The following is a 21026-nucleotide window of genomic DNA, read 5'->3' as shown; positions in this document are numbered from 1 at the left end:
CGTTTATGTTAAGAAAGGCATATTACATTTTAGTAACAACAATACTATTGGTAAGTTGTTCTTCTAACAGTAATGAAGAAGAATGTGTAAAAACTATAACTGTACAAAACGTATATTTTGTAAATAATCAATCACATTACTATGATTCAGTAATTGAAGTACCCTGCAATTTTCCTGAACCAGGAGAAATTCAAGAAATAGAACCTCTTTTACTTGAAAACTTTACATATAATGTGTTATTATTTAAATATACTAAGGATACCGGAAATAATACATCTAAACTCGAATTCCAAATTCAATTAAATAATTTAAATGATTTTGTAGTTAAAGGCGTGCCATATTTAACCATTAAATCTGATGGTTTAGAGTTTTCTACCAATTACGGAATTTCAAGTTGTAATGAAATAGCTGCCAATTCAAGTTGTATAATTAGCTTTGAAACTGAAGATTCTCATGATTTAGGTATTGTAAATTCTATTGAATTATTAAATGTAGAATATTATTTAACAAATTAAATAGACTCCTACTTTCTAAGGAATAACAAACTATGATAGAAGAAGAAAACGACGACATAACAAACTCACAAAACGAAGAACCACAAGAAACCATAACCCGCGTAACGGGTATGTATAAAGATTGGTTTTTAGACTACGCTTCGTATGTAATTTTAGAACGTGCAGTACCAGCCATTGAAGACGGTTTTAAACCTGTACAGCGTCGTATAATGCATTCTATGAAAGATCTTGATGATGGGCGCTATAATAAAGTAGCAAACATTGTAGGGCATACCATGCAATACCACCCACACGGTGATGCTAGTATTGCCGATGCCATGGTACAAATTGGCCAAAAAGATTTACTTATTGATACCCAAGGAAACTGGGGAAATATTTTAACTGGCGATAGTGCCGCAGCATCACGTTATATTGAAGCAAGATTATCAAAATTTGCTTTAGATGTTGTTTATAACCCAAAAATAACCGAATGGCAAGCCAGTTATGATGGCCGTAGAAAAGAACCAGTAAACCTACCAGTAATGTTTCCGTTATTATTGGCTCAAGGTGGCGAAGGTATTGCTGTGGGGTTATCAACAAAAATATTACCACACAACTTTATTGAGTTAATTGATGCCTCAATAAAACACTTAAATGGGAAGAAATTTACCATATTGCCAGATTTCCCAACGGCCGGAATAGCAGATTTTTCTAATTATAATGACGGAAACAGAGGCGGAAAAGTTCGTGTGCGTGCAAAAATATCACAATTAGATAAAAACACACTTGTAATAACCGAGTTGCCTTTTGGCACAACAACATCATCATTAATAGATTCTATTTTGAAAGCCAATGACAAAGGCAAAATCAAAATAAAAAAGATTGAAGATAATACAGCCGCCGAAGTAGAAATACTTGTGCATTTACCATCAGGCTTATCACCCGATAAAACCATTGATGCACTGTACGCTTTTACAAGTTGTGAGAGCTCAATATCGCCTTTAGGTTGTGTTATTGAAGATAATAAACCGTTGTTTATTGGGGTGTCTGAAATGTTGCGTCGTTCAACAGATAACACCGTTCAACTCTTAAAACAAGAATTAGAAATAAAACTTGGAGAGCTAGAAGAACAATGGCATTTTGCTTCACTTGAACGTATTTTTATTGAAAATAGAATTTATCGTGATATTGAAGAAGAAGAAACTTGGGAAGGCGTAATTAAAGCCATTGATACAGGGCTTCAACCACATATAAAACACTTAAAACGAGCCATTACTGAAGATGATATTGTACGTTTAACTGAAATTAGAATTAAACGAATTTCAAAATTTGATATTGATAAAGCGCAACAAAAAATTGATGCTTTAGAAGAACAAATAGCTGAGGTAAAACATCATTTAGAGCATTTAATTGCATACGCCATAACTTATTTTACCAGATTGAAAAATGATTATGGTGAAGGACGCGAACGTAAAACAGAAATTCGTGTTTTTGATGATGTTGATGCTACAAAAGTAGTCATTAGAAATACCAAACTTTATGTAAATAGAGAAGAAGGCTTTATTGGAACCTCTTTAAGACGCGATGAATATGTAGGAGATTGTAGTGATATTGATGATATTATTGTATTTACCAAAGCCGGTAAAATGATGGTTACCAAAGTAGATACTAAAACTTTTATTGGTAAAGACATTATTCATGTTGCTGTGTTTAAAAAGAAAGACAAACGTACCATTTACAATATGGTTTATAAAGATGGTGCTAAAGGGCCATCATACATAAAACGCTTTGCAGTTACAAGTATTACCCGCGACAGAGAATATGATTTAACTAACGGAAATAAAGGTTCTGTAGTTTTATATTTTTCGGCAAACCCCAATGGCGAAGCCGAAGTTGTTACCGTTAATTTAAGGCAAGCAGGTAGCATAAAAAAGCTAAAATGGGATATTGATTTTGCCGATATTTTAATAAAAGGGCGTGCCTCAAAAGGTAACCTTGTTACAAAATATCCTGTAAAACGTATTGAGCTAAAAGAAAAAGGTGTTTCAACTTTAAAACCACGAAAAATTTGGTTTGATGATACCGTTCAACGCTTAAATGTTGATGGCAGAGGCGAATTAATTGGTGAGTTTAGAGGCGAAGATAAGCTGTTAATTATAAATCAATCAGGTGTTGTAAAAACAGTAACACCCGAGGTTACTATGCATTTTGATGATGATATGATTGTTATGGAAAAATGGGTGCCAAAAAAGCCAATATCTGCAATTTATTATCACGGAGAAAAAGATATTTATTACGTTAAACGTTTTTTAATTGAAAACGAAAATAAAGAAGAGTATTTCATATCAGATACCCCAAACTCGCATTTAGAAATTGTTTCAACAGATTGGAAACCAATGGCTGAGGTAGTTTTTGCTAAAGAACGCGGTAAAGATAGAAAAGATAATTTAGAAGTAAATTTAGAAGAATTTATAGCTATAAAAGGTATATCGGCGTTAGGAAATCAGTTAACCAAAGATAAAGTTAACCAAATAAATTTACTTGAACCTTTACCATACGAAGCACCAGAAGAAGTACATGCTGATGATATAGAGGTTGTTGATGAAACTAATGTTTCTAAAACAGCACCAACAAATAATACTGAAGCAGAAGATAATGATGATGAAGGCCAAACTACATTGTTTTAAACGTTTTATAAGGTAAAGTGAAAAAAAAAATCTCAATGAAAATTTAAAAACTTTCATTGAGATTACCGAGTAACTAACTTAATATTGAATTATAATTAAGTTTTCTTTAATTGCCTTTTAATTTTTTCAATAGCGTTTTCAATAGATTTTTCAGGTTCAATAATATTATATTCACCCCAAAACTCAGGATCTGAAAAACCTGAAGCTTGATCTGTTAATATGGTTGAAGGACGTAACATTTGATTTTTTAAAGTAGCTATTTTAGTGTTATGAATTTCCCAGTCTGTTACTGCCATTTCACTATTTAAGGTATAAATACTATTAAATAATTTACCTTTCCAATTAACCTTAAAACTTAGTAAAATATTGCTGTAAGCGTAATGCCATTTACCATTTTGTATTCTGTAATTTACGCGATATGTTGCTTTGGTTGGGTGTACATCAACACGTCTTGGTTTTTTACGCACAAACATTTGGCTAGATAACTCTTTGTTTTCAACATTTAAACTGTAAATAGCGTTAATAAGTGCCAATGTTTCTGCATCAATATATAATTTACCATAGTACAACGGTGTTTTTACCAATGGCGTTTGTTTAAAATTAACTACATACACTAGTTTGCTGTTTATATTGGTAGATTTTCCAAAGGAAAACTCATAATTATCAATATCTTCTTGTGTGAAAATAAACTCAGGATACTTAACTAAATCGGTATACAGATTACTGAAAGGCCCACCTTGTAATTTTAGGGCTAACGTATCTAATCTATCATAATTTGTGTTTTTTCGGGCCTTTACTAATTCAATATTATCTTTTCTGTAAGTAGAGTAGGGTTGCTTATGAATTTTAACTACGGCCTCAGATAATGATGCATTTTTGCGTCGTTTTTTTATGGTTTCTCTGTAAAATGCCGTCATTAATGTGTTACTATTATTATAAAGTGTACCTTTTTTTTGTAAAGTTTCTAATACTAAAGATTTAGCATCACCTGTTTTTGCAACAAGCTGAACTGTTTCTAAAGATGTTACGGCTGGCGTTAGTTTAATTTTTAATTTTTCATTGGTGCTAGGTATGCTAATCTCTTTTTTTTCGTAGCCTAAATGTGTAATAACAATGAATCCGTTTTTATGTTGCATTGGAATTTTTAGTGCAAATTCACCATCAATATTTGTTACTGTACTAATGTTGGTGTTTTTTATAATTAAATCTGAAAATACTAACCTATCATTAGACTTTTCATCAGTAACAATACCTTTTATTTCAATAAAGTTTGATGTGTTTTGTGCATAAATTGTAAAGTTGCCACAAATAACAAATAAGCAAACTAATATAAATGAAGGCATAAATGTATGCTTGCTTTTCATAACTATTAATGTTTAAGGGTTTAGTTGATAGTAAGTTACAAAAAAATAAGCTAAAATCCAATTGGTAATTGGCCTTAGCTTATTTGTTTATTGTTGTTATTTAAAATATACTAACTATCAGTAAGTGTGCGCATAAAAGCAATTATGGCACTTTGTTCTTCGGTAGATAAATCTAAATTATCAAAGGGTAATGTTTGGTGTGGTACATTAAAACCTAAACCAGCGCCTCCGCCTTGGTTGTAAAAATTCACAACTTCTTCTAAAGTATTATAAACACCATTGTGCATATATGGTGCTGTTAATTCTATATTTCTAATGGTTGGTGTTTTAAAAGCACCTTTTCTTTCTTCAACATTAAATAGATAATATCTTCCTAAATCATCATCTAGTTTTTTATTTTCTTTGGTTTGGGGTACACCAATAATTTCTAATTCAGATTCACTAAAGTTAGGAGGAACAGTACCATTAAATAACGGCGGAAAGTGGCAGGTTGCACAAGCGGCTTTTCCCATAAAAAGATTAAACCCTTTTTTTTCTAAAGCAGTAAGTGTGTTTTCTTTATTATTTATATTATTATCAAATTTAGAATTGAAAGCGTTTAAGGTTCTTACATACGATGCCATGGCATGCCTAATATTCATGTCTGTAGCCCCTCTTTTATAAAGCGTATCAAAGGCTGTAGCATATTTTTCATCATTTTTCACCACTTTTTTAATGTGTTCCAAATCTGAATTAAACTCATCATGATTTGTTACTACACCAACTATTTGCCCCTCTAAACTTCCAGAACGATTATCATAAAAAAATGATTTTTGTAAACCAGCATAGGTTAGCGTTGGTGAGTTGCGTTTTAAATTTTTATTAAAAGTAACTTTACCATCAGTAAACGCTTTATCTTTTATATGGCATGTAGCACAAGCCATGTTGTTGTTAATTGATAATCTTGTATCATTAAAAAGTGCTTTACCAATGCTTATTTTGGTTTTTAAATGTGTTGTATCACTTTTGTAATCTGAAAAATAATCTAAATTAAAAGTTTCATTGCTAAACAAGCTAGTGGCATTATTGTTTATAGCGAATGAAAATGGAAATGTTACATTCCAATCTTTTTGTGTGTTATTTAAAAGTTGTAATTGTTTGTGGGTGTGGTTTTTTATAAAAGTGAATCTGTCCAGGCTATCAAAATTAGTGTTTAAAGTTTGTTGCGTTTTTTTAATTTCGTTTTGCCATTGGTTTAGTAATTCTTTGTTTGAGAAATTAGCACTGTAAATAGATATAATATCATTTAAAGTGCTGTAATTGTAGCTAGATTCTTGTAAGGACGCACCTAATTCTGGCGAATCAAAATTTGATAATCCTGTTGTGGCTACTCTAACAATAGCATCTCTTATAAGCCATAAAATATGATAGTTTTTTAAGTTGCTTGTATTGGTGTTTTTTTCAATAAGCTTTAATCTGTTTTTAGTAACATTTACAGCTCTTGTAAACACTAATGTGTCTATTGTTTTTGTGAATAGGTTTTCTTCAATTACTTGATAGCCAATAGGTGTGTTTATTTTAATATCTGTTGGGTCTTCTTCGTGAATTCGTAATAGGTTTGGAGAATTTAATGATTTATAATTTTCCTTTTCAATAAAAGCTAAAATAGGTTCGCTTAATTTAAAAGCTTTTCTAGATTTTTTGTAGTGTTCTAGGTTTATAGCTTTTGTATTAGTAATGTGTATGCTATCTAAATATTGATAAGCGGTTACTAATTGCTTTTTATAAATATTTTCTAGTTTTTTTGTATTTGAAATACTAGTGGTTAATGTTTTTTTGTCTTTAGTATTACAAGCTATATTCAAAAGCAAAAGACATACACAAAATGTGTATGCCTTAGCTTTGAATGTAAAATTCAAATATGTGTTCATAAGATTATCTCTCTAAACCTTTTATTAAGTATAACATTGAGCCTTCTCTTCTGTTTGCTAAATCTGGGTTAGCCATTGGGTCTGTGAATGATGTACCATCAGCAGGGTTCCATCCATGGTTTTGAGTTATTAGTAAAAAAGTATTATCGCCGTTATTTACAACATCAGTAACATCAATCATACCAGTAATTTCCCAGTTGCTTGAAGTTGTACCGTAGCCTAAACCAGCAGCTCTATCTTGGTCGCATTCTAAAACTGTTTTTAACTCTCCAGTAGCTAAGTTGTATTGGTATAATTTAGCATACCCAACAATATCAGCGTTTAATGAAGCGTATCCGTTAGGATCTTCTTGTATGTAAGCATAGTTTTCAGTAACTAAAATGTTATCTGGTGAGTGGAAACCATCAGCTTTACCACCATCAATATCACCATCTAAAACACATGTTATTTTACAAGCACCTGTTGGGTCTGTTTCATTTAAAACAACTTTATAAACTCTACCTAATAAAGAACCTTTACCAACTAAATCTGCTTTATTACGCCCAGTAACAGCAAAGTAAATTTCTCTTTGGTTAGCAGCAGAACCTCTTCTCCAGTCAATATCTTCTAATCTAGAGAAGCCCATAACGCCTTTAGTTTTGCATTCAGCATCTAAAGCGCTAATTTCTCTTTCTGTTAATTCAACAAATTCAGCGTTGTATTCAGTTCCTTCAACCATATCAACTTCAAAATCAATACCAGCTGTAGTAACTTTTAAACCGTAAAGTTTACCGCCATCTAAATCGCCTCTATCACCAACATACATACCTAATTGTCCTGAAGGTACTGAGTTGTCAGAGTGGTCATCACCAATAAATGCAACAGTTTTATCAGCGTAAGCATCTTTACCAATTACAACAGCGTTTTCAGTAGACCATTGCCCAAAGTTAGTAAGCATTTCGCCAGTACCAGCGTCAGCAACATCTTTGTAAGGGTTTGTTACAAAAACACCTTTTGAAGCACCGCCCCATTCACCGCCAGAAAGGTATAACGGCCCAAAACCGTGCTCTTCAGGTGTAATTAAAGAACCTGAACATTGCGCAGTTTCTGCAGTAGCACTTGCGTTTAAAATGTATTCGCCAGCTACAGGTCTTAAATTTTTGTTTAATTTAATTCTAGCAATAGCGTAATCTGCTTCTATATTATTTATTAAAGTAAAAGTACCATCATTTTCAGCTAGTAAACCAGCGCCATCGGCCATAGAACCGTATACAAAATCTGGTGTGTTAGGAATTACATCTTCAGAAGATAATAATGTAGAAATTTTAATTCCAACAAAATCATTAGTAGCTTTTAATAATGTTGGAGATTTTGATGCTGTTAAAAATACAGAAGCATCAGAACCGTCAGCACCGTCTTGTCCATTTGCACCATCAGCGCCATCTTGTCCGTCTACACCGTTAACACCATCTTTTCCGTCTTCAATGTCACAACCTGTAAAAGCAACTGCAGCTAATACCATTAAAACATAAATTGGATTTAATAATTTTTTCATTTTTTCTGTTAAATATTAGTTATTGTTTATGGTTTCAAAAGTATTATTAGCCAGCGCAAGTGTTGTTAAGCCAATAAATAGCTTGTATTAACTTTTTGTTTTCTGTGTGTTAGCTATTTTATGTTAGGTTTAACATTTGTAATTATTCTAAATAACTAAAAGAGGGGTTTTGTGAGTTAAGGTCTTGGTTTTTATGAGTTTTAGGCTTAATTTTTATATGTAAATATTATGTTAACTTATTATAATTAGTTAAAAATGTGTTAGTATTTTGCATGTGTTGTTACTAAACATTTACATTTGTTTAAATCTTTTTTTTGTGACAAAAATTTCAACATTACCATTTAATAAAACAGGTTTTTTTTCGTCTTTAATATGTGATTATTTAGAAAAAAAACATGCACTTAAGCCTTTTTACAACAGGTTTCCAAGTATTGAAAACTTTAAAGCACAAATAGAGGAGAAGCAAACGTTTTACAAGCAAGACACTAGAAATGTATTGGTAAAAGCTTTAAAAAATCAATATAAATTGGTTGAAGCTTCAAATGAAACACTTCAAAATATTGCGCTTTTACAAAAAACAAACACCTTTACAATAACCACAGGGCATCAATTAAATTTATTTACAGGGCCGTTATATTTTTTATATAAAATAATTTCAACCATAAACTTAACTACACAGTTAAAAGCGGCATATCCAGCTTTTAATTTTGTACCTATTTATTGGATGGCTACTGAAGATCATGATTTTGATGAAATAAACTTTTTTAATTTTAAAGGAAAAAAAATACAGTGGAATAAAAATGCCAATGGTGCTGTTGGCGAACTATCCACGGATGGTTTAGAGGCTATTTTGCAACTTTTAAATAGTGAGCTGGGTATTGGTAAAAATGCTGAAACATTAAAAAAACTTTTTGAAAACGCTTATTTAAAGCATGATAATTTAACACAAGCAACCCAATATTTAGCCAATGCACTTTTTAAAAATTATGGCTTGGTTATTATAGATGGTAATGACAAAGATTTAAAAGCACTTTTTGCACCCTATGTTAAACAAGAGTTATTTGAGCAAACCTCATTTAAACAAGTAACCAATACTAATACGCGTTTAAATAATTTAGAAGAAAAGCAATATAAAATACAAGTAAACCCACGCGAAATAAATTTATTTTACCTAACAAGTAATTTAAGAGAGCGCATAGTTTTTGAAGATGATGTATACAAGGTTATAAATACCAATATTAGTTGGAGTGCGCACGATTTAGAATATGAATTAGAAACACACCCAGAAAGGTTTTCGCCCAATGTAATAATGCGTCCATTGTACCAAGAGGTTATTTTACCAAACCTATGTTATATTGGTGGCGGTGGCGAGTTGGCCTATTGGTTTCAACTAAAACAAATGTTTAATGAGCTTTCAGTGCCATTTCCGGTGTTGTTGTTACGTAACTCAGTACTAATACAAACAAAAAATCAGGCAGATAAACTTCAAAAATTACAAATTTCTACTGAAGATGTTTTCTTAAAACGCCATACTTTTATCAATAAAAAAGTTAGAGAAATATCAAATATAAATATTGATTTTTCTGAACAAAAAAAACATTTACAGCAGCAGTTCGCTTCACTTTATGAACTAGCAGAACAAACAGATAAAACGTTTTTAGGAGCTGTAAAAGCACAAGAAAAAAAGCAACTTAAAGGTTTAGATACATTAGAAAAAAGATTGCTTAAAGCTCAAAAATATAAGTTGTCTGATCAGGTTTCTAGAATGACAAATATTCAAAATGAATTATTTCCTAACGGAAGCTTACAAGAGCGTAATGCTAATTTTTCTGAGTTTTATTTAGAATATGGTAACACGTTAATACCTGAATTAATAACACACTTAAACCCCTTAAATAGTGATTTTGTTGTTTTAACATTATAACGTTAAAATAGCTTTTTTTTATTCTTATTGTGAAAGATTATTAGTAAAATGTCTTTTTTTGTGAAATAATCGTAAATTCACGGTCTAATATTTAAATATGTCCATGCATAAAATAGATATAGACTTAGTGGAAATGACTATGGATGTTATGAAATACACCATAGATAGAGTTTCAGCAACAAAAAGTAAAATTGGGAAACCCCAAAAAGCCGAAGAATTAAAAAAACTAGTTGGAGAAACTGTAACACCAAAAGGTGTTGGTGGTGAATATGCGTTTAAAATGTGGCGTAAACATTTAGCAAAAGCTACTGTACCAATAGATCATCCTAGGCATTTGGCTTTTGTGCCAGCATCACCCACAAGAGCCGCCATAATGTTTGATTTAATTACATCAGCCTCAAGCATACACGGTGCATATTGGATGGAAGGCGCTGGCGGTATTTTTTGTGAAAATGAAGCCATGAGCTGGATAGTATCTTTAACCGGATTACCCGAAGGAGCCTTTGGCGTTTTTACCAGCGGCGGAACAGCAGCCAATTTATCGGCTATTGTAACAGCAAGAGAACATTGGCGCGAAAATGAAGCTTTTAAAAACCAAAAAGGGCTCATAATTACCTCAATAGGGGCACACTCTTCAATAAAAGCCATGGCTAAAGTAGCCGATGTTGATATTCTTTTGGTTGATACTGAAGATGTTTTAACAGGTGAAGAACTTCAAAATTGTATAGATAATTTAACCGAAAGCCAACGTAAACGCTTGTTTGCAGTTGTGGCAACAGGAGGAACAACTAATGCCGGAATTATTGATGATTTACATAGTATTGGTGCCATTTGTAATACCCAAAACCTTTGGTTTCATGTAGATGCTGCTTATGGTGGCGGCGCCTTGGTGGCAGATTCTGTTAGGCATTTATTTAATGGTATTGAAAAGGCTGATAGTATAACCATAGACCCGCATAAATGGATGTTTTCACCCTATGATTGTGGGGCTGTTATTTACCGAAATCCAGATTTAGCAAAAAAAGCGCACGCTCAAGAAGGTTCATATTTAGAAATTTTTAAAGATGAAGGTGCTCACGGGTTTAACCCAACCGATTATCAAATACAATTAACACGTCGTGTTCGTGGGTTACCATTATGGTTTTCTTTAGCAACACATGGCACTAATAGGTATAAAGAAGCAGTAGAACGCGGACTAGAATTAGCTCAAATTGCAGGTAAATTAATTGCAAATAAACCACATGTTGAATTGGTGAGAGAACCAAGTTTATCATGTGTTTTGTACCGAAGAATTGGTTGGAAACCTGAAGATTACAGAGAGTGGACCTATGAAAACCACCGAAAAGGTTTTGCACTAGTAACACCAACAAAATGGCGTACAACCAGTGGTTTTGAAACTGTATCACGTTTTTGTTTTATAAACCCTGATACTACTGAAGCTGATATTGAGGCTATTTTAAATTCAATGGTTTAAAACCCGTTAATAACCTTTTTCAAAAAAAAATAAATTAGTAAAAGTATTTATAAAAACCTTTTTATTTTTGCGCATGCAACATGACAAGGTACTTATTTTAGACTTCGGTTCGCAATACACACAGCTTATTGCGCGTAGGGTTAGGGAACTCAACATTTATTCCGAAATTCATCCATTTAACAAAATTCCGTCTAACATTAAAGCGTATAAGGCTGTTATACTTTCTGGTAGCCCAAACTCAGTAAGAGGTGAAGATGTTTTACATCCAGATTTATCTGAAATTCGCGGCAAAAAGCCATTACTAGCTGTTTGTTACGGCGCACAATATTTGGCACATTTTTCAGGAGGCGAAGTAGCGCCTTCAAACACCAGAGAGTATGGGCGTGCAAATTTATCGTTTATAAAAGATAACGAACCATTTTTTGCCCATATAAACACAGGTAGCCAAGTATGGATGAGCCATTCTGATACTATTAAAACACTACCAACAAATGGTGTTTTAATAGCAAGCACGCACGATGTTGAAAATGCAGCTTACAGAATTGATAATGAAGAAACTTATGCCATTCAGTTCCACCCAGAAGTATATCATTCCACAGATGGTAAACAATTATTAGAAAACTTTTTAGTAAATATTGCAGGCATAGAACAAGATTGGACACCCGATTCGTTTATTGAAGAAACAGTAGCCGATTTAAAAGCAAAAGTTGGTAATGATAAAGTAGTATTAGGTTTATCAGGCGGTGTAGATTCTACAGTAGCTGCTGTATTACTTAACAAAGCCATAGGTAAAAATCTATACTGTATTTTTGTAAATAACGGTTTATTACGTAAAAATGAGTTTGAAAGCGTATTAAACCAATACGAAGGTATGGGGCTTAATGTAAAAGGGGTTGATGCTTCGGGTAGATTTTTAGAAGCCTTAAAAGGTATTGAAGATCCTGAAAAAAAACGTAAAGCTATTGGTAATGCGTTTATTGAGGTTTTTGATGATGAAGCTCATAAAATTGAAGATGTTACTTGGTTAGCACAAGGTACCATTTACCCTGATGTTATTGAAAGTGTATCAGCAACTGGTGGGCCTTCAGCAACAATAAAAAGTCATCACAACGTTGGAGGATTGCCAGATTTTATGAAACTTAAAATTGTTGAACCACTTCGCGCTATTTTTAAAGATGAGGTTAGAAGAGTAGGTGCATCATTAGGTATAGATCCTGAATTACTTGGGCGTCATCCATTTCCGGGACCAGGTTTAGGTATTCGTATTTTAGGTGATATTACAGCCGAAAAAGTTCGTATACTTCAAGAAGTTGATGCTATTTTTATCAATGGTTTAAAAGAATGGGGCTTGTATGATAAAGTTTGGCAAGCAGGCGCCATGTTATTACCAGTTAATAGTGTAGGTGTTATGGGAGATGAGCGTACCTATGAAAAATGTGTAGCACTTAGGGCTGTAGAAAGTACTGATGGTATGACTGCCGATTGGGTAAACTTACCCTATGAATTCCTTCAAAAAACATCTAATGATATAATAAATAAAGTAAAAGGCGTTAATAGAGTAGTGTACGATATTAGCTCTAAACCACCAGCAACCATAGAGTGGGAATAGTTTGGTTACTTTATAAAGGCTTAAGTATATTAAACCTATAATAAAATTTAGGCGTTGCAATGTTTTTTTAATTACATTTAAAAAAATATCAACGTCTTAAATGTTTTTAGTAACGTATATTAATTAGTAAAAATATAATTGTGTGTTTCTATTTTTGGCATGTTATATGATTTGAAAAAAATAAAACGCTTAAATTGTTAATGTAAATAAGTGATAAAAACACACGTTTACTGCATATAAAAACAACATGTATGTCTAAAATTTTATCTATTTTTTGTTTTGTCTGTCTTTTTGGTTTTCAAATAATAAATGCTCAAAATCATAGTATTCATAAGGTAAAAAAAGGCGAAACCATAGAGGGTATTGCCAAACGCTATTATGTAACACCTTTTGATATTTATAAACTAAATCCTGAAGCAAAAAAGGCATTAAAACCTAACACTATTTTAATTATACCAAAAGCAAAAACAACACCCAAAGTTACGGTTGTTAAAGAGTTAAAAGGTTTTAAAACACATAAAACAAAGCGTAAAGAAACACTTTACAGTTTAGCCAAAACTTACAATATTACTGAAGACGAACTAAAAAAACACAACACGTTTTTATACGCAAACCCTTTAAGAAAAGGCGATAAGCTTAAAATACCAATATTTAAAACTACAGAAGTTGTTGAAGATGTACCACAATACCAAACCTACATTGTAAAACCAAAAGAAGGTAAATGGCGCATTGCGTATAAATTTGGTATAACAATTTCTGAATTAGAAGCTTTAAACCCAGATATGGGTAACGTTTTAAAAGAAGGACAAGAAATTAAAGTGCCTAATTTAGAAAAAGAAGCTCAAAATATAATTGATGAACAATATAGCTATTATAAGGTTTTACCAAAAGAAGGATTTTACCGTTTAAAATTAAAACTTGGTTTAGAACAAGCTGATTTAGAAAAATTAAACCCAGAATTAAAAGAAAGCGGCTTAAAAGCAGGTATGATTTTAAAAATTCCTTTTAATGAAGCATTAACTAGTAATAATGAAGAAGGCAAAGTTAATTTATTAGATAGTATTACAAATTTTGATACTAAACACATTGCAATAATGCTGCCTTTTAGGTTAAATAGAGTAGATTTTACAGGTTCATTAAAAAATAATATTGAAAAAGATCCGTATTTAGATGCGTCATTAGATTTTCACTCGGGTGTGTTAATGGCTATAGATTCACTTAAAAAATTAGGTGTATCATTAAAAGTTGATGTTTACGATACTAAAAACCAAGTAAGTGAAGTTGAAAGTATTATTAAAAATAACAATTTTGAAAATGTTGATGCTGTTATAGGGCCATTAACCTCAAAAAACTTTGATAAAGCAGCCTCATCTTTAAAAAGCTACCATGTGCCAGTGGTGTCTCCAATTGGTGCAAATTTACAGTTATATGATAATGTTTTTCAGTCTAGAGCATCGGATGATTTATTAAAAGATAAAATTATAAATTTTGTTAAGGCCGATACTTTAGCAAGTAACATTATTATAATAGCAGATTCTGAAAATATGACTATTTCAAATACCTTGAAAAATCAATTTATTACAGCAAAACAAGTGTTTTCTAGAAAAGATAAAGAAGGAAAAGATAAGTTTTATGTAGGGAAACAGGATATAGAGTCGGTTTTAAAAGATGGAAATAATATTGTGTTTTTAGAAACAGAAAATGAAGGTTTTGCATCAAACGTTACAAGTATTTTAGCCTCATTGTTTCAAAAAAATGATACCCAATTAAAAACAAAAGAACGCAATATTACATTAGTAACAACCAATTTTAATAAAGCTTTTGAAGGTGATGAGGTATCAAATGAACATTTATCTAAACTTCAATTTCATTATGCTACAACTTCAAAAAACTACAGCTTAAACAACAGTTTTGTTAAAAACTATGAGCGCCAGTATAACATAACACCAAATAAACGAGCAGTTAAAGGTTTTGATTTAACTATGGATGTTGTGTTGCGTATTGTGTCGGCTAATGATTTGTTTATGTCTGTAACCAAAGCGCCAGTTACAGAGTATACTGAAAACAAATTTTCATATAAAAAGAAAATGTTTGGAGGTTACTACAATGAAGCTGTTTATTTAGTTAAGTATCAAGATTTAGATATAGTTGAGGTTAAACAATAAAAAAAATAAATACAACGTTTAACAGTTTGTGATTAGGTGTTTTATTATAGCATGTTGTTTTTTATTGGTGCAAGATGAACCAGTAATTGCATGGCATGAAACCAAAAAAATAACTTGGGAAGATTTTAAAGATACACCAAACAATAATACAAGAGCTTCGGCAATTACAGCATCAGGTATTTCGTTTGGGTTTTCAATAAAACTTCAAAATAATAAAGTTGTAGATTTTTCTACGGAAGTTCATGCACACTTCTATCCTCATAAATCATGGGTAAAACCAACCGATGCTAACCATCATATTTTAGGGCATGAGCAACTTCATTTTGATATAACCGAACTTTATGCCAGAAAATTTAGGTATGAAATAAGTAAACTATCGGTTTCAAATAATATAAAAGAACGGTTAAATGCACTTCAGAATAACATAAATTCAGAATTAAAAAAGATGCAGAACACCTATGATGTCGAAACAAACTATTCTAGAAATTTTGAAGCGCAAGAAAAATGGAAAACATTTATAGCCTTAGAACTTAAAAAGTACAATACTTACAAAAATAATTAATGTTACCAGATAAAGATTTTTTACTAAAATTAGCCCACACCAAAATGCCCTACGGAAAATATAAAGATCGTTTTTTAATTGATTTACCAGAGCATTATGTGGTATGGTATCATAGAAAAGGGTTTCCTAAAGGGCAATTAGGTAATATGTTAACTACTGTGTATGAGTTAAAGGTTAATGGGCTTGAGGGTTTAGTGCGTAATATTAGAGATAAGTATCCTAAATAAATGTTTTAAACCAACGGTTCGCAATAAAAACCTCTAGCTATAACATCTTTAATAATAGCGTCTCCTGTTAGGTTTTTGGTAGTTTCTACACGTAATACTTTGTCAACATCTTCAAGATCTACAGACCATTTTATAACATCAGGATGTGTGTTAAAAAGTAATTTTAATGTGTTAATAGCTGTTTTGTTGTTAATGTTTGTTTTAAGTATGTGAATACTTATATTTCTTTTTCTTTTGTGGTAAAACGGACTAATCATTTGTTTGATGTTTTTTGTTGATGGATGTGATTTTTGCATTTAGCTTTTTTTAATGACGATTCATTTAAGAAAATGTATCAACAAAACCTAAAAAAAACTATATGGTTTATGTTTTATACCGCAAAAATATAGAACGCTAATGACAGAAAGTGTCAGGTGTTAAAAAATAGGTTGTTAAAAAGTAGATTTAAATAACTAAAAAGTTATTCGGTATTAACTATTTTAATTTTGTAAATTTGCCTGCGTTTATAAGCGCACAATGACAAGTACAAAATACATTTTTGTAACCGGAGGAGTTACATCATCATTAGGAAAAGGTATTATAGCCGCATCTTTGGCAAAACTTTTACAAGCCCAAGGTTACAGAGTAACCATTCAAAAATTAGACCCATACATTAACGTAGATCCAGGTACACTAAACCCGTATGAACACGGCGAATGTTATGTAACTGAAGACGGTGCTGAAACCGATTTAGATTTAGGACACTACGAGCGTTTTTTAAACGTGCCAACAAGTCAGGCAAATAATGTAACTACAGGGCGTATTTACCAAAGTGTTATTGAAAAAGAGCGCCGTGGCGAATTTTTAGGTAAAACAGTACAGGTTGTACCTCATATTACTGATGAAATTAAAGAACGTATTCAAATTTTAGGTAATTCAGGTGATTATGATATTGTAATAACTGAAATAGGAGGAACTGTTGGGGATATTGAATCATTACCTTACATTGAAGCAGTACGTCAATTACGTTGGGATTTAGGTGAAAATAACGGTATAGTTGTACATTTAACATTGGTGCCATATTTATCGGCAGCTGGCGAACTTAAAACTAAACCAACGCAACATAGTGTGAAAACACTTATGGAAAGCGGTATTCAAGCCGATATTTTGGTGTGTAGAACAGAACACGATTTACCAAGTGATTTAAGAAGAAAACTAGCATTATTCTGTAACGTAAAAGAAGAAGCTGTTATACAGTCTATTGATGCATCAACTATTTATGATGTGCCAAATTTAATGCTTGAAGAAGGTTTAGATAAAGTAGTGCTTAAAAAATTAGCATTGCAAAGTACAGAGCCTGATATTAACCGTTGGAATGCATTTTTAAACAGACATAAAAACCCAAAAACCGAAGTAACCATTGGTTTAATTGGTAAATATGTAGAGTTACAAGATTCATACAAATCTATTTTAGAAGCATTTATTCATGCAGGCGCAGAAAATGAAGTTAAAGTAACCATAGAATCTGTACATTCTGAGTATTTAAACAGTGATAATATAAAACTAAAATTAGCACATTTAGATGGTGTTTTAGTAGCACCAGGTTTTGGTGAGCGTGGTATTGAAGGAAAAATTGATGCCGTTAAATTTGTACGTGAAAACAACATTCCGTTTTTAGGTATTTGTTTAGGTATGCAAATGGCGGTAATAGAATTTGCAAGAAATGTTCTGAAAATTGAAGGTGCAGATTCTATTGAAATGAATCCTGAAACCAAAAACCCTGTAATAAATTTAATGGAAGAACAAAAATCTATTACAGATAAAGGTGGTACAATGCGTTTAGGTGCTTGGGCTTGCAATTTAAAACTTGGTAGCTTAGTACGAGACATTTATAAAGCTGAAACTATTAAAGAACGCCACAGACACCGTTATGAGTTTAATAGTGAATACAAAGCGCAAATTGAAAAAGCAGGTATGATAGCTACAGGTTTAAACCCTGATACCGGATTGGTAGAAATAGTTGAAGTACCAGAACATCCGTGGTTTATAGGTGTACAATATCACCCAGAATATAAAAGTACAGTTGCAAACCCGCATCCATTATTTGTGGCTTTTGTAAAAGCAGCTTTAAAATATAAAAGCAAACAAAAAAGTGTCACTATGGCATAAAATTTAAAATGGATAGCTTTTTGAGTATCAACAAACAATATATAACACATTAACATTTGTCAAAATAAAATAAAGCAATCAACAACTTTTTAAATTGCATTAATTTTATTCCTAACGACGTAAACTACAATATGGAAGAAAAAAAGTTAGATATAAATTCAATAATAGGTTTTGTACTTATTTTTGGAATTTTAGCTTACATGTTATGGCAAAACCAGCCAACACCTGAAGAATTAGAAGCCCAAGAAAAAGCTAAACAAGAGCAAGCCGCAGCAGAACAAAAAGCGCAAGAATCTAAGCAAGGTACTTACACCACAACACAGGCAGATTATGCTATTGGCACACAAGCAGATTCGCTTCAACAAATTGCATTAAAAAATAAATTAGGTGCGTTTGCATATTCAGCAATAAAAGCATCAGATAAAGAAACACTTGTTGAAACTGATTTGTTAGCTTTAAAGTTTAATAATAAAGGCGGGCACTTATCTGAGGTTAGATTAAAAAAGTTTGTTGATTTTAAAGAGCAGCCAATTTATCTTGTAAAAGATAACAACGCATCTTTCAATATAAATTTTGGAACTACAGATAGTAGAATTTTAAATACTAACGATTTATTTTTTGAGCCTTCAATTACTAAAAACGGTAATAAAACCACAGTTTCTATGAAACTTAAAGTTTCTGAAACTAAGTTTTTAGAATATAGGTATGATTTAGTTGATGGTGATTATATGATGGATTTCACCATACGTTCACAAGGTTTAAGTGATGTAATTAACGGTTCGCAAGACATTAATTTAGATTGGAAACAAAAAGGTTACCGTCATGCTAAAAGTATTTCTTATGAAAACCGATACACAGATATTCATTATGAATATGAAGATGGTAAAGATGATTATACAGGAATGCGTGATGCCGAAGAAACACTTGATGATGTAAGCTGGATTGGGTATAAACAACACTTTTTCTCATCTATTTTATTAACAGATACGCCATTTAAAAAAGCAACTATAACATCAACAAATTTAGTTGAAGATGAAGCTGTTGATACTGTTTTTACTAAAAACTTCACATCAAAAATACCTTTAGAGTTAAAAGGTGGTGAGCTTAATTATAACATGAATTGGTACTACGGGCCAAGTGAATTTAAAACATTAAATGCATATAACAGAAATTTAGACGAGTTAGTACCACTTGGTTGGGGTATTTTTGGCTGGATTAACCGTTACATTTTTATGCCATTGTTTGGTTTTCTTGGTGGTTTTATGCCTTACGGTATTGCCATTGTTGTAATGACAATTTTAGTTAAAATATGCTTGTCTTTTGTGCAGTATAAACAGTTTTTATCGCAGGCTAAAATGAAAATATTAAAGCCAGAGTTAGATGCTATACGAGAGAAATACAAAGACAATAAAATGAAAGCGCAACAAGAAACTATGGCGTTACAAACAAAAGCAGGTGCTAGTCCATTATCAGGGTGTTTACCAGCTTTAATACAGTTGCCAGTGTTTTATGCGTTATTCCAGTTTTTCCCATCGGCATTTCAATTAAGACAAGAAAGTTTCCTTTGGGCCGAAGATTTATCGTCATATGATACGGTGGCAAGCTTACCTTTTAATATTCCGTTTTATGGAGATCACGTAAGTTTATTTCCAATATTAGCATCTATTGCCATTTTCTTTTACATGCGTTTAACAACGGGTCAAAACGTACAAATGCAACAACCACAGCAAGAGGGCATGCCAGATATGGCAAAAATGATGAAATACATGATGTATTTTTCTCCAATAATGATGCTTTTCTTCTTTAATAACTATGCATCTGGTTTAAGTTTATATTACTTTATATCAAACTTAATTAGTATTGGTATTATTTTAGTAATTAAAAATTATATTCTTGATGAAGATAAAATTCATGCACAAATTCAAGAAAATAAAAAGAAACCTAAAAAGCAGAATAAGTTTCAGGCAAGAATGCAAGAAATGATGGAGCAAGCCGAACAACAAAGGCAAGCACAACAAAAAAGAAAAAAATAATATATTACCTATTTTCAGTGTAACTGAAAAATAAATTAAAGCTGCCTAAAGTATTGCATTTGGCAGCTTTTTTTATACAATTTGAAGTTTTATTTATCGTTTAATTATTTATTGTGTCTCTTTTATAATTTGAAGTAGAAACTAAAAAAACAATTTTTTAAATTATGAAATTAAACAGCATTTTAACTGTTGTGCTATTAACAACAATTACAACATTATCAGCCCAAACTATTAATAAGTTTGATGATAATGGTAAGCGTCATGGTATTTGGAAAAAGAATTTTGAAGGCACTAAAGTGTTAAGATATCAAGGTAAATTTAAACACGGTAAAGAAATTGATACATTTCAATTTTATAAAAACATTCGTGGAAAAGCAGTATTAACGGCTTCTAAAATTTTTAATGAACATACTAATATAGCCCAAGTTTTTTTCTATGCTTCTAACGGAAAAGTTATAAGTAAGGGAAAAATGGATGGTAAAAATTACATTGATGAGTGGGCGTATTTTCATAAAAACTCTGATAAGTTAATGACTTTAGAGCATTACAACCAACAAGGGCAATTACAGGGCAAACGTTTTGTGTATTACCCTAATGGGCAAGTAGCCGAAAGTCAAAATTATATTAACGGAAAACGTAATGGAGCATCAGTTTGGTATTCAGTAAATAATGTTGTTTTAAAAGAATTTATGTATGAGAACGATGAGTTGCATGGTCCATCAAAAGTTTATGATGCTAATGGAAATTTAAAAGTAGAAGGTGTTTATAAAAGCGGAAAAAAACATGGTGTATGGAAATACTATGAAAATAATGAACTAAAAGAAACAATAGATTTTACACCAAAATCAAAGTATATAAAAACTCCCTGAAATTTTCAGGGAGCCTCTTTTTCATA

General features: G+C 31.7%; 15 protein-coding genes. 11 read left to right on the top strand and 4 right to left on the bottom strand.

Going from position 1 to position 21026, the window contains the following annotated elements; genetic code table 11:
- The first annotated feature begins 5 nt into the window (after positions 1 to 5).
- Together FUA26_RS07585 and FUA26_RS07580 are read left to right on the top strand one after the other, a co-directional pair.
- On the top strand, positions 6 to 515 hold the full coding sequence (locus tag FUA26_RS07585) for a hypothetical protein (RefSeq protein ID WP_147133864.1): 510 nt from the start codon (positions 6 to 8) through the stop codon (positions 513 to 515).
- Between the two features lie 32 nt (positions 516 to 547).
- Positions 548 to 3181 (top strand): DNA gyrase/topoisomerase IV subunit A, encoded by a 2634-nt coding sequence (locus FUA26_RS07580; RefSeq protein ID WP_147133861.1) that lies wholly within the window; start codon positions 548 to 550, stop codon positions 3179 to 3181.
- A 95-nt stretch (positions 3182 to 3276) separates the two neighbouring features.
- Here the strand turns inward: FUA26_RS07580 and FUA26_RS07575 are convergent, their stop codons facing one another.
- From FUA26_RS07575 to FUA26_RS07565, 3 genes are all read right to left on the bottom strand, one after another.
- Entirely contained in the window at positions 3277 to 4545 is a 1269-nt protein-coding gene (locus tag FUA26_RS07575) for a carboxypeptidase-like regulatory domain-containing protein (protein WP_246109100.1), read from the bottom strand.
- Between the two features lie 110 nt (positions 4546 to 4655).
- The gene (locus FUA26_RS07570) at positions 4656 to 6389 is read right to left on the bottom strand and encodes a cytochrome-c peroxidase (protein WP_246109099.1); all 1734 of its coding nucleotides are present in this window, start codon (positions 6387 to 6389) and stop codon (positions 4656 to 4658) included.
- A gap of 70 nt (positions 6390 to 6459) precedes the next feature.
- Positions 6460 to 7989: an alkaline phosphatase PhoX gene (locus FUA26_RS07565; RefSeq protein ID WP_147133855.1), complete on the bottom strand. Its 1530-nt coding sequence runs from the start codon at positions 7987 to 7989 to the stop codon at positions 6460 to 6462.
- 316 nt (positions 7990 to 8305) lie between these two features.
- On the opposite strand from FUA26_RS07565, the gene bshC reads away from it, so the two are divergent.
- The 6 genes from bshC (at position 8306) to FUA26_RS07535 (ending at position 15950) form a co-directional block, all read left to right on the top strand.
- Positions 8306 to 9913 carry a bacillithiol biosynthesis cysteine-adding enzyme BshC gene (bshC, locus tag FUA26_RS07560; RefSeq protein ID WP_147133851.1) on the top strand — a complete coding sequence of 536 codons (1608 nt, stop codon included), beginning with the start codon at positions 8306 to 8308 and terminating at the stop codon, positions 9911 to 9913.
- 103 nt (positions 9914 to 10016) lie between these two features.
- Positions 10017 to 11387 carry a pyridoxal phosphate-dependent decarboxylase family protein gene (locus FUA26_RS07555; protein ID WP_147133849.1) on the top strand — a complete coding sequence of 457 codons (1371 nt, stop codon included), beginning with the start codon at positions 10017 to 10019 and terminating at the stop codon, positions 11385 to 11387.
- A gap of 73 nt (positions 11388 to 11460) precedes the next feature.
- Complete coding sequence (gene guaA / locus FUA26_RS07550) at positions 11461 to 12996, top strand: glutamine-hydrolyzing GMP synthase (RefSeq protein ID WP_147133847.1); 1536 nt, start codon at positions 11461 to 11463, stop codon at positions 12994 to 12996.
- 251 nt (positions 12997 to 13247) lie between these two features.
- Positions 13248 to 15161 carry a PBP1 and LysM peptidoglycan-binding domain-containing protein gene (locus FUA26_RS07545; protein ID WP_147133845.1) on the top strand — a complete coding sequence of 638 codons (1914 nt, stop codon included), beginning with the start codon at positions 13248 to 13250 and terminating at the stop codon, positions 15159 to 15161.
- A gap of 67 nt (positions 15162 to 15228) precedes the next feature.
- Entirely contained in the window at positions 15229 to 15723 is a 495-nt protein-coding gene (locus FUA26_RS07540; RefSeq protein ID WP_246109104.1) for a DUF922 domain-containing protein, read from the top strand.
- On the top strand, positions 15723 to 15950 hold the full coding sequence (locus tag FUA26_RS07535; protein ID WP_147133841.1) for a DUF3820 family protein: 228 nt from the start codon (positions 15723 to 15725) through the stop codon (positions 15948 to 15950). Before FUA26_RS07540 ends, FUA26_RS07535 begins: the two co-directional genes overlap by 1 nt.
- Before the next feature lie 5 nt (positions 15951 to 15955).
- On the opposite strand, the gene FUA26_RS07530 is transcribed toward FUA26_RS07535, so the two are convergent.
- A complete protein-coding gene (locus FUA26_RS07530) occupies positions 15956 to 16246 on the bottom strand; it encodes a hypothetical protein (RefSeq protein ID WP_147133839.1) in 291 nt (96 codons plus the stop codon).
- Between the two features lie 220 nt (positions 16247 to 16466).
- Here FUA26_RS07530 and FUA26_RS07525 point away from each other — a divergent pair, with 220 nt between their 5' ends.
- The 3 genes from FUA26_RS07525 to FUA26_RS07515 all read left to right on the top strand — a co-directional run bounded on the left by FUA26_RS07525 (position 16467) and on the right by FUA26_RS07515 (position 21000).
- On the top strand, positions 16467 to 18098 hold the full coding sequence (locus FUA26_RS07525; RefSeq protein WP_147133837.1) for a CTP synthase: 1632 nt from the start codon (positions 16467 to 16469) through the stop codon (positions 18096 to 18098).
- Positions 18099 to 18229: 131 nt separating this feature from the next.
- Positions 18230 to 20131, top strand: coding sequence for a membrane protein insertase YidC (gene yidC, locus FUA26_RS07520; RefSeq protein WP_147133835.1), 1902 nt, complete (start codon positions 18230 to 18232; stop codon positions 20129 to 20131).
- Positions 20132 to 20295: 164 nt separating this feature from the next.
- The gene (locus FUA26_RS07515) at positions 20296 to 21000 is read left to right on the top strand and encodes a toxin-antitoxin system YwqK family antitoxin (protein ID WP_147133833.1); all 705 of its coding nucleotides are present in this window, start codon (positions 20296 to 20298) and stop codon (positions 20998 to 21000) included.
- The last annotated feature ends 26 nt before the right edge of the window (positions 21001 to 21026 follow it).

Origin of the sequence: Seonamhaeicola algicola (genome assembly GCF_007997385.1) — a bacterium.
GTDB lineage: Bacteria > Bacteroidota > Bacteroidia > Flavobacteriales > Flavobacteriaceae > Seonamhaeicola > Seonamhaeicola algicola.
The sequence above is the reverse complement of the archived record's forward strand: the minus strand, read 5'-3'. Positions and strand labels throughout refer to the sequence as shown.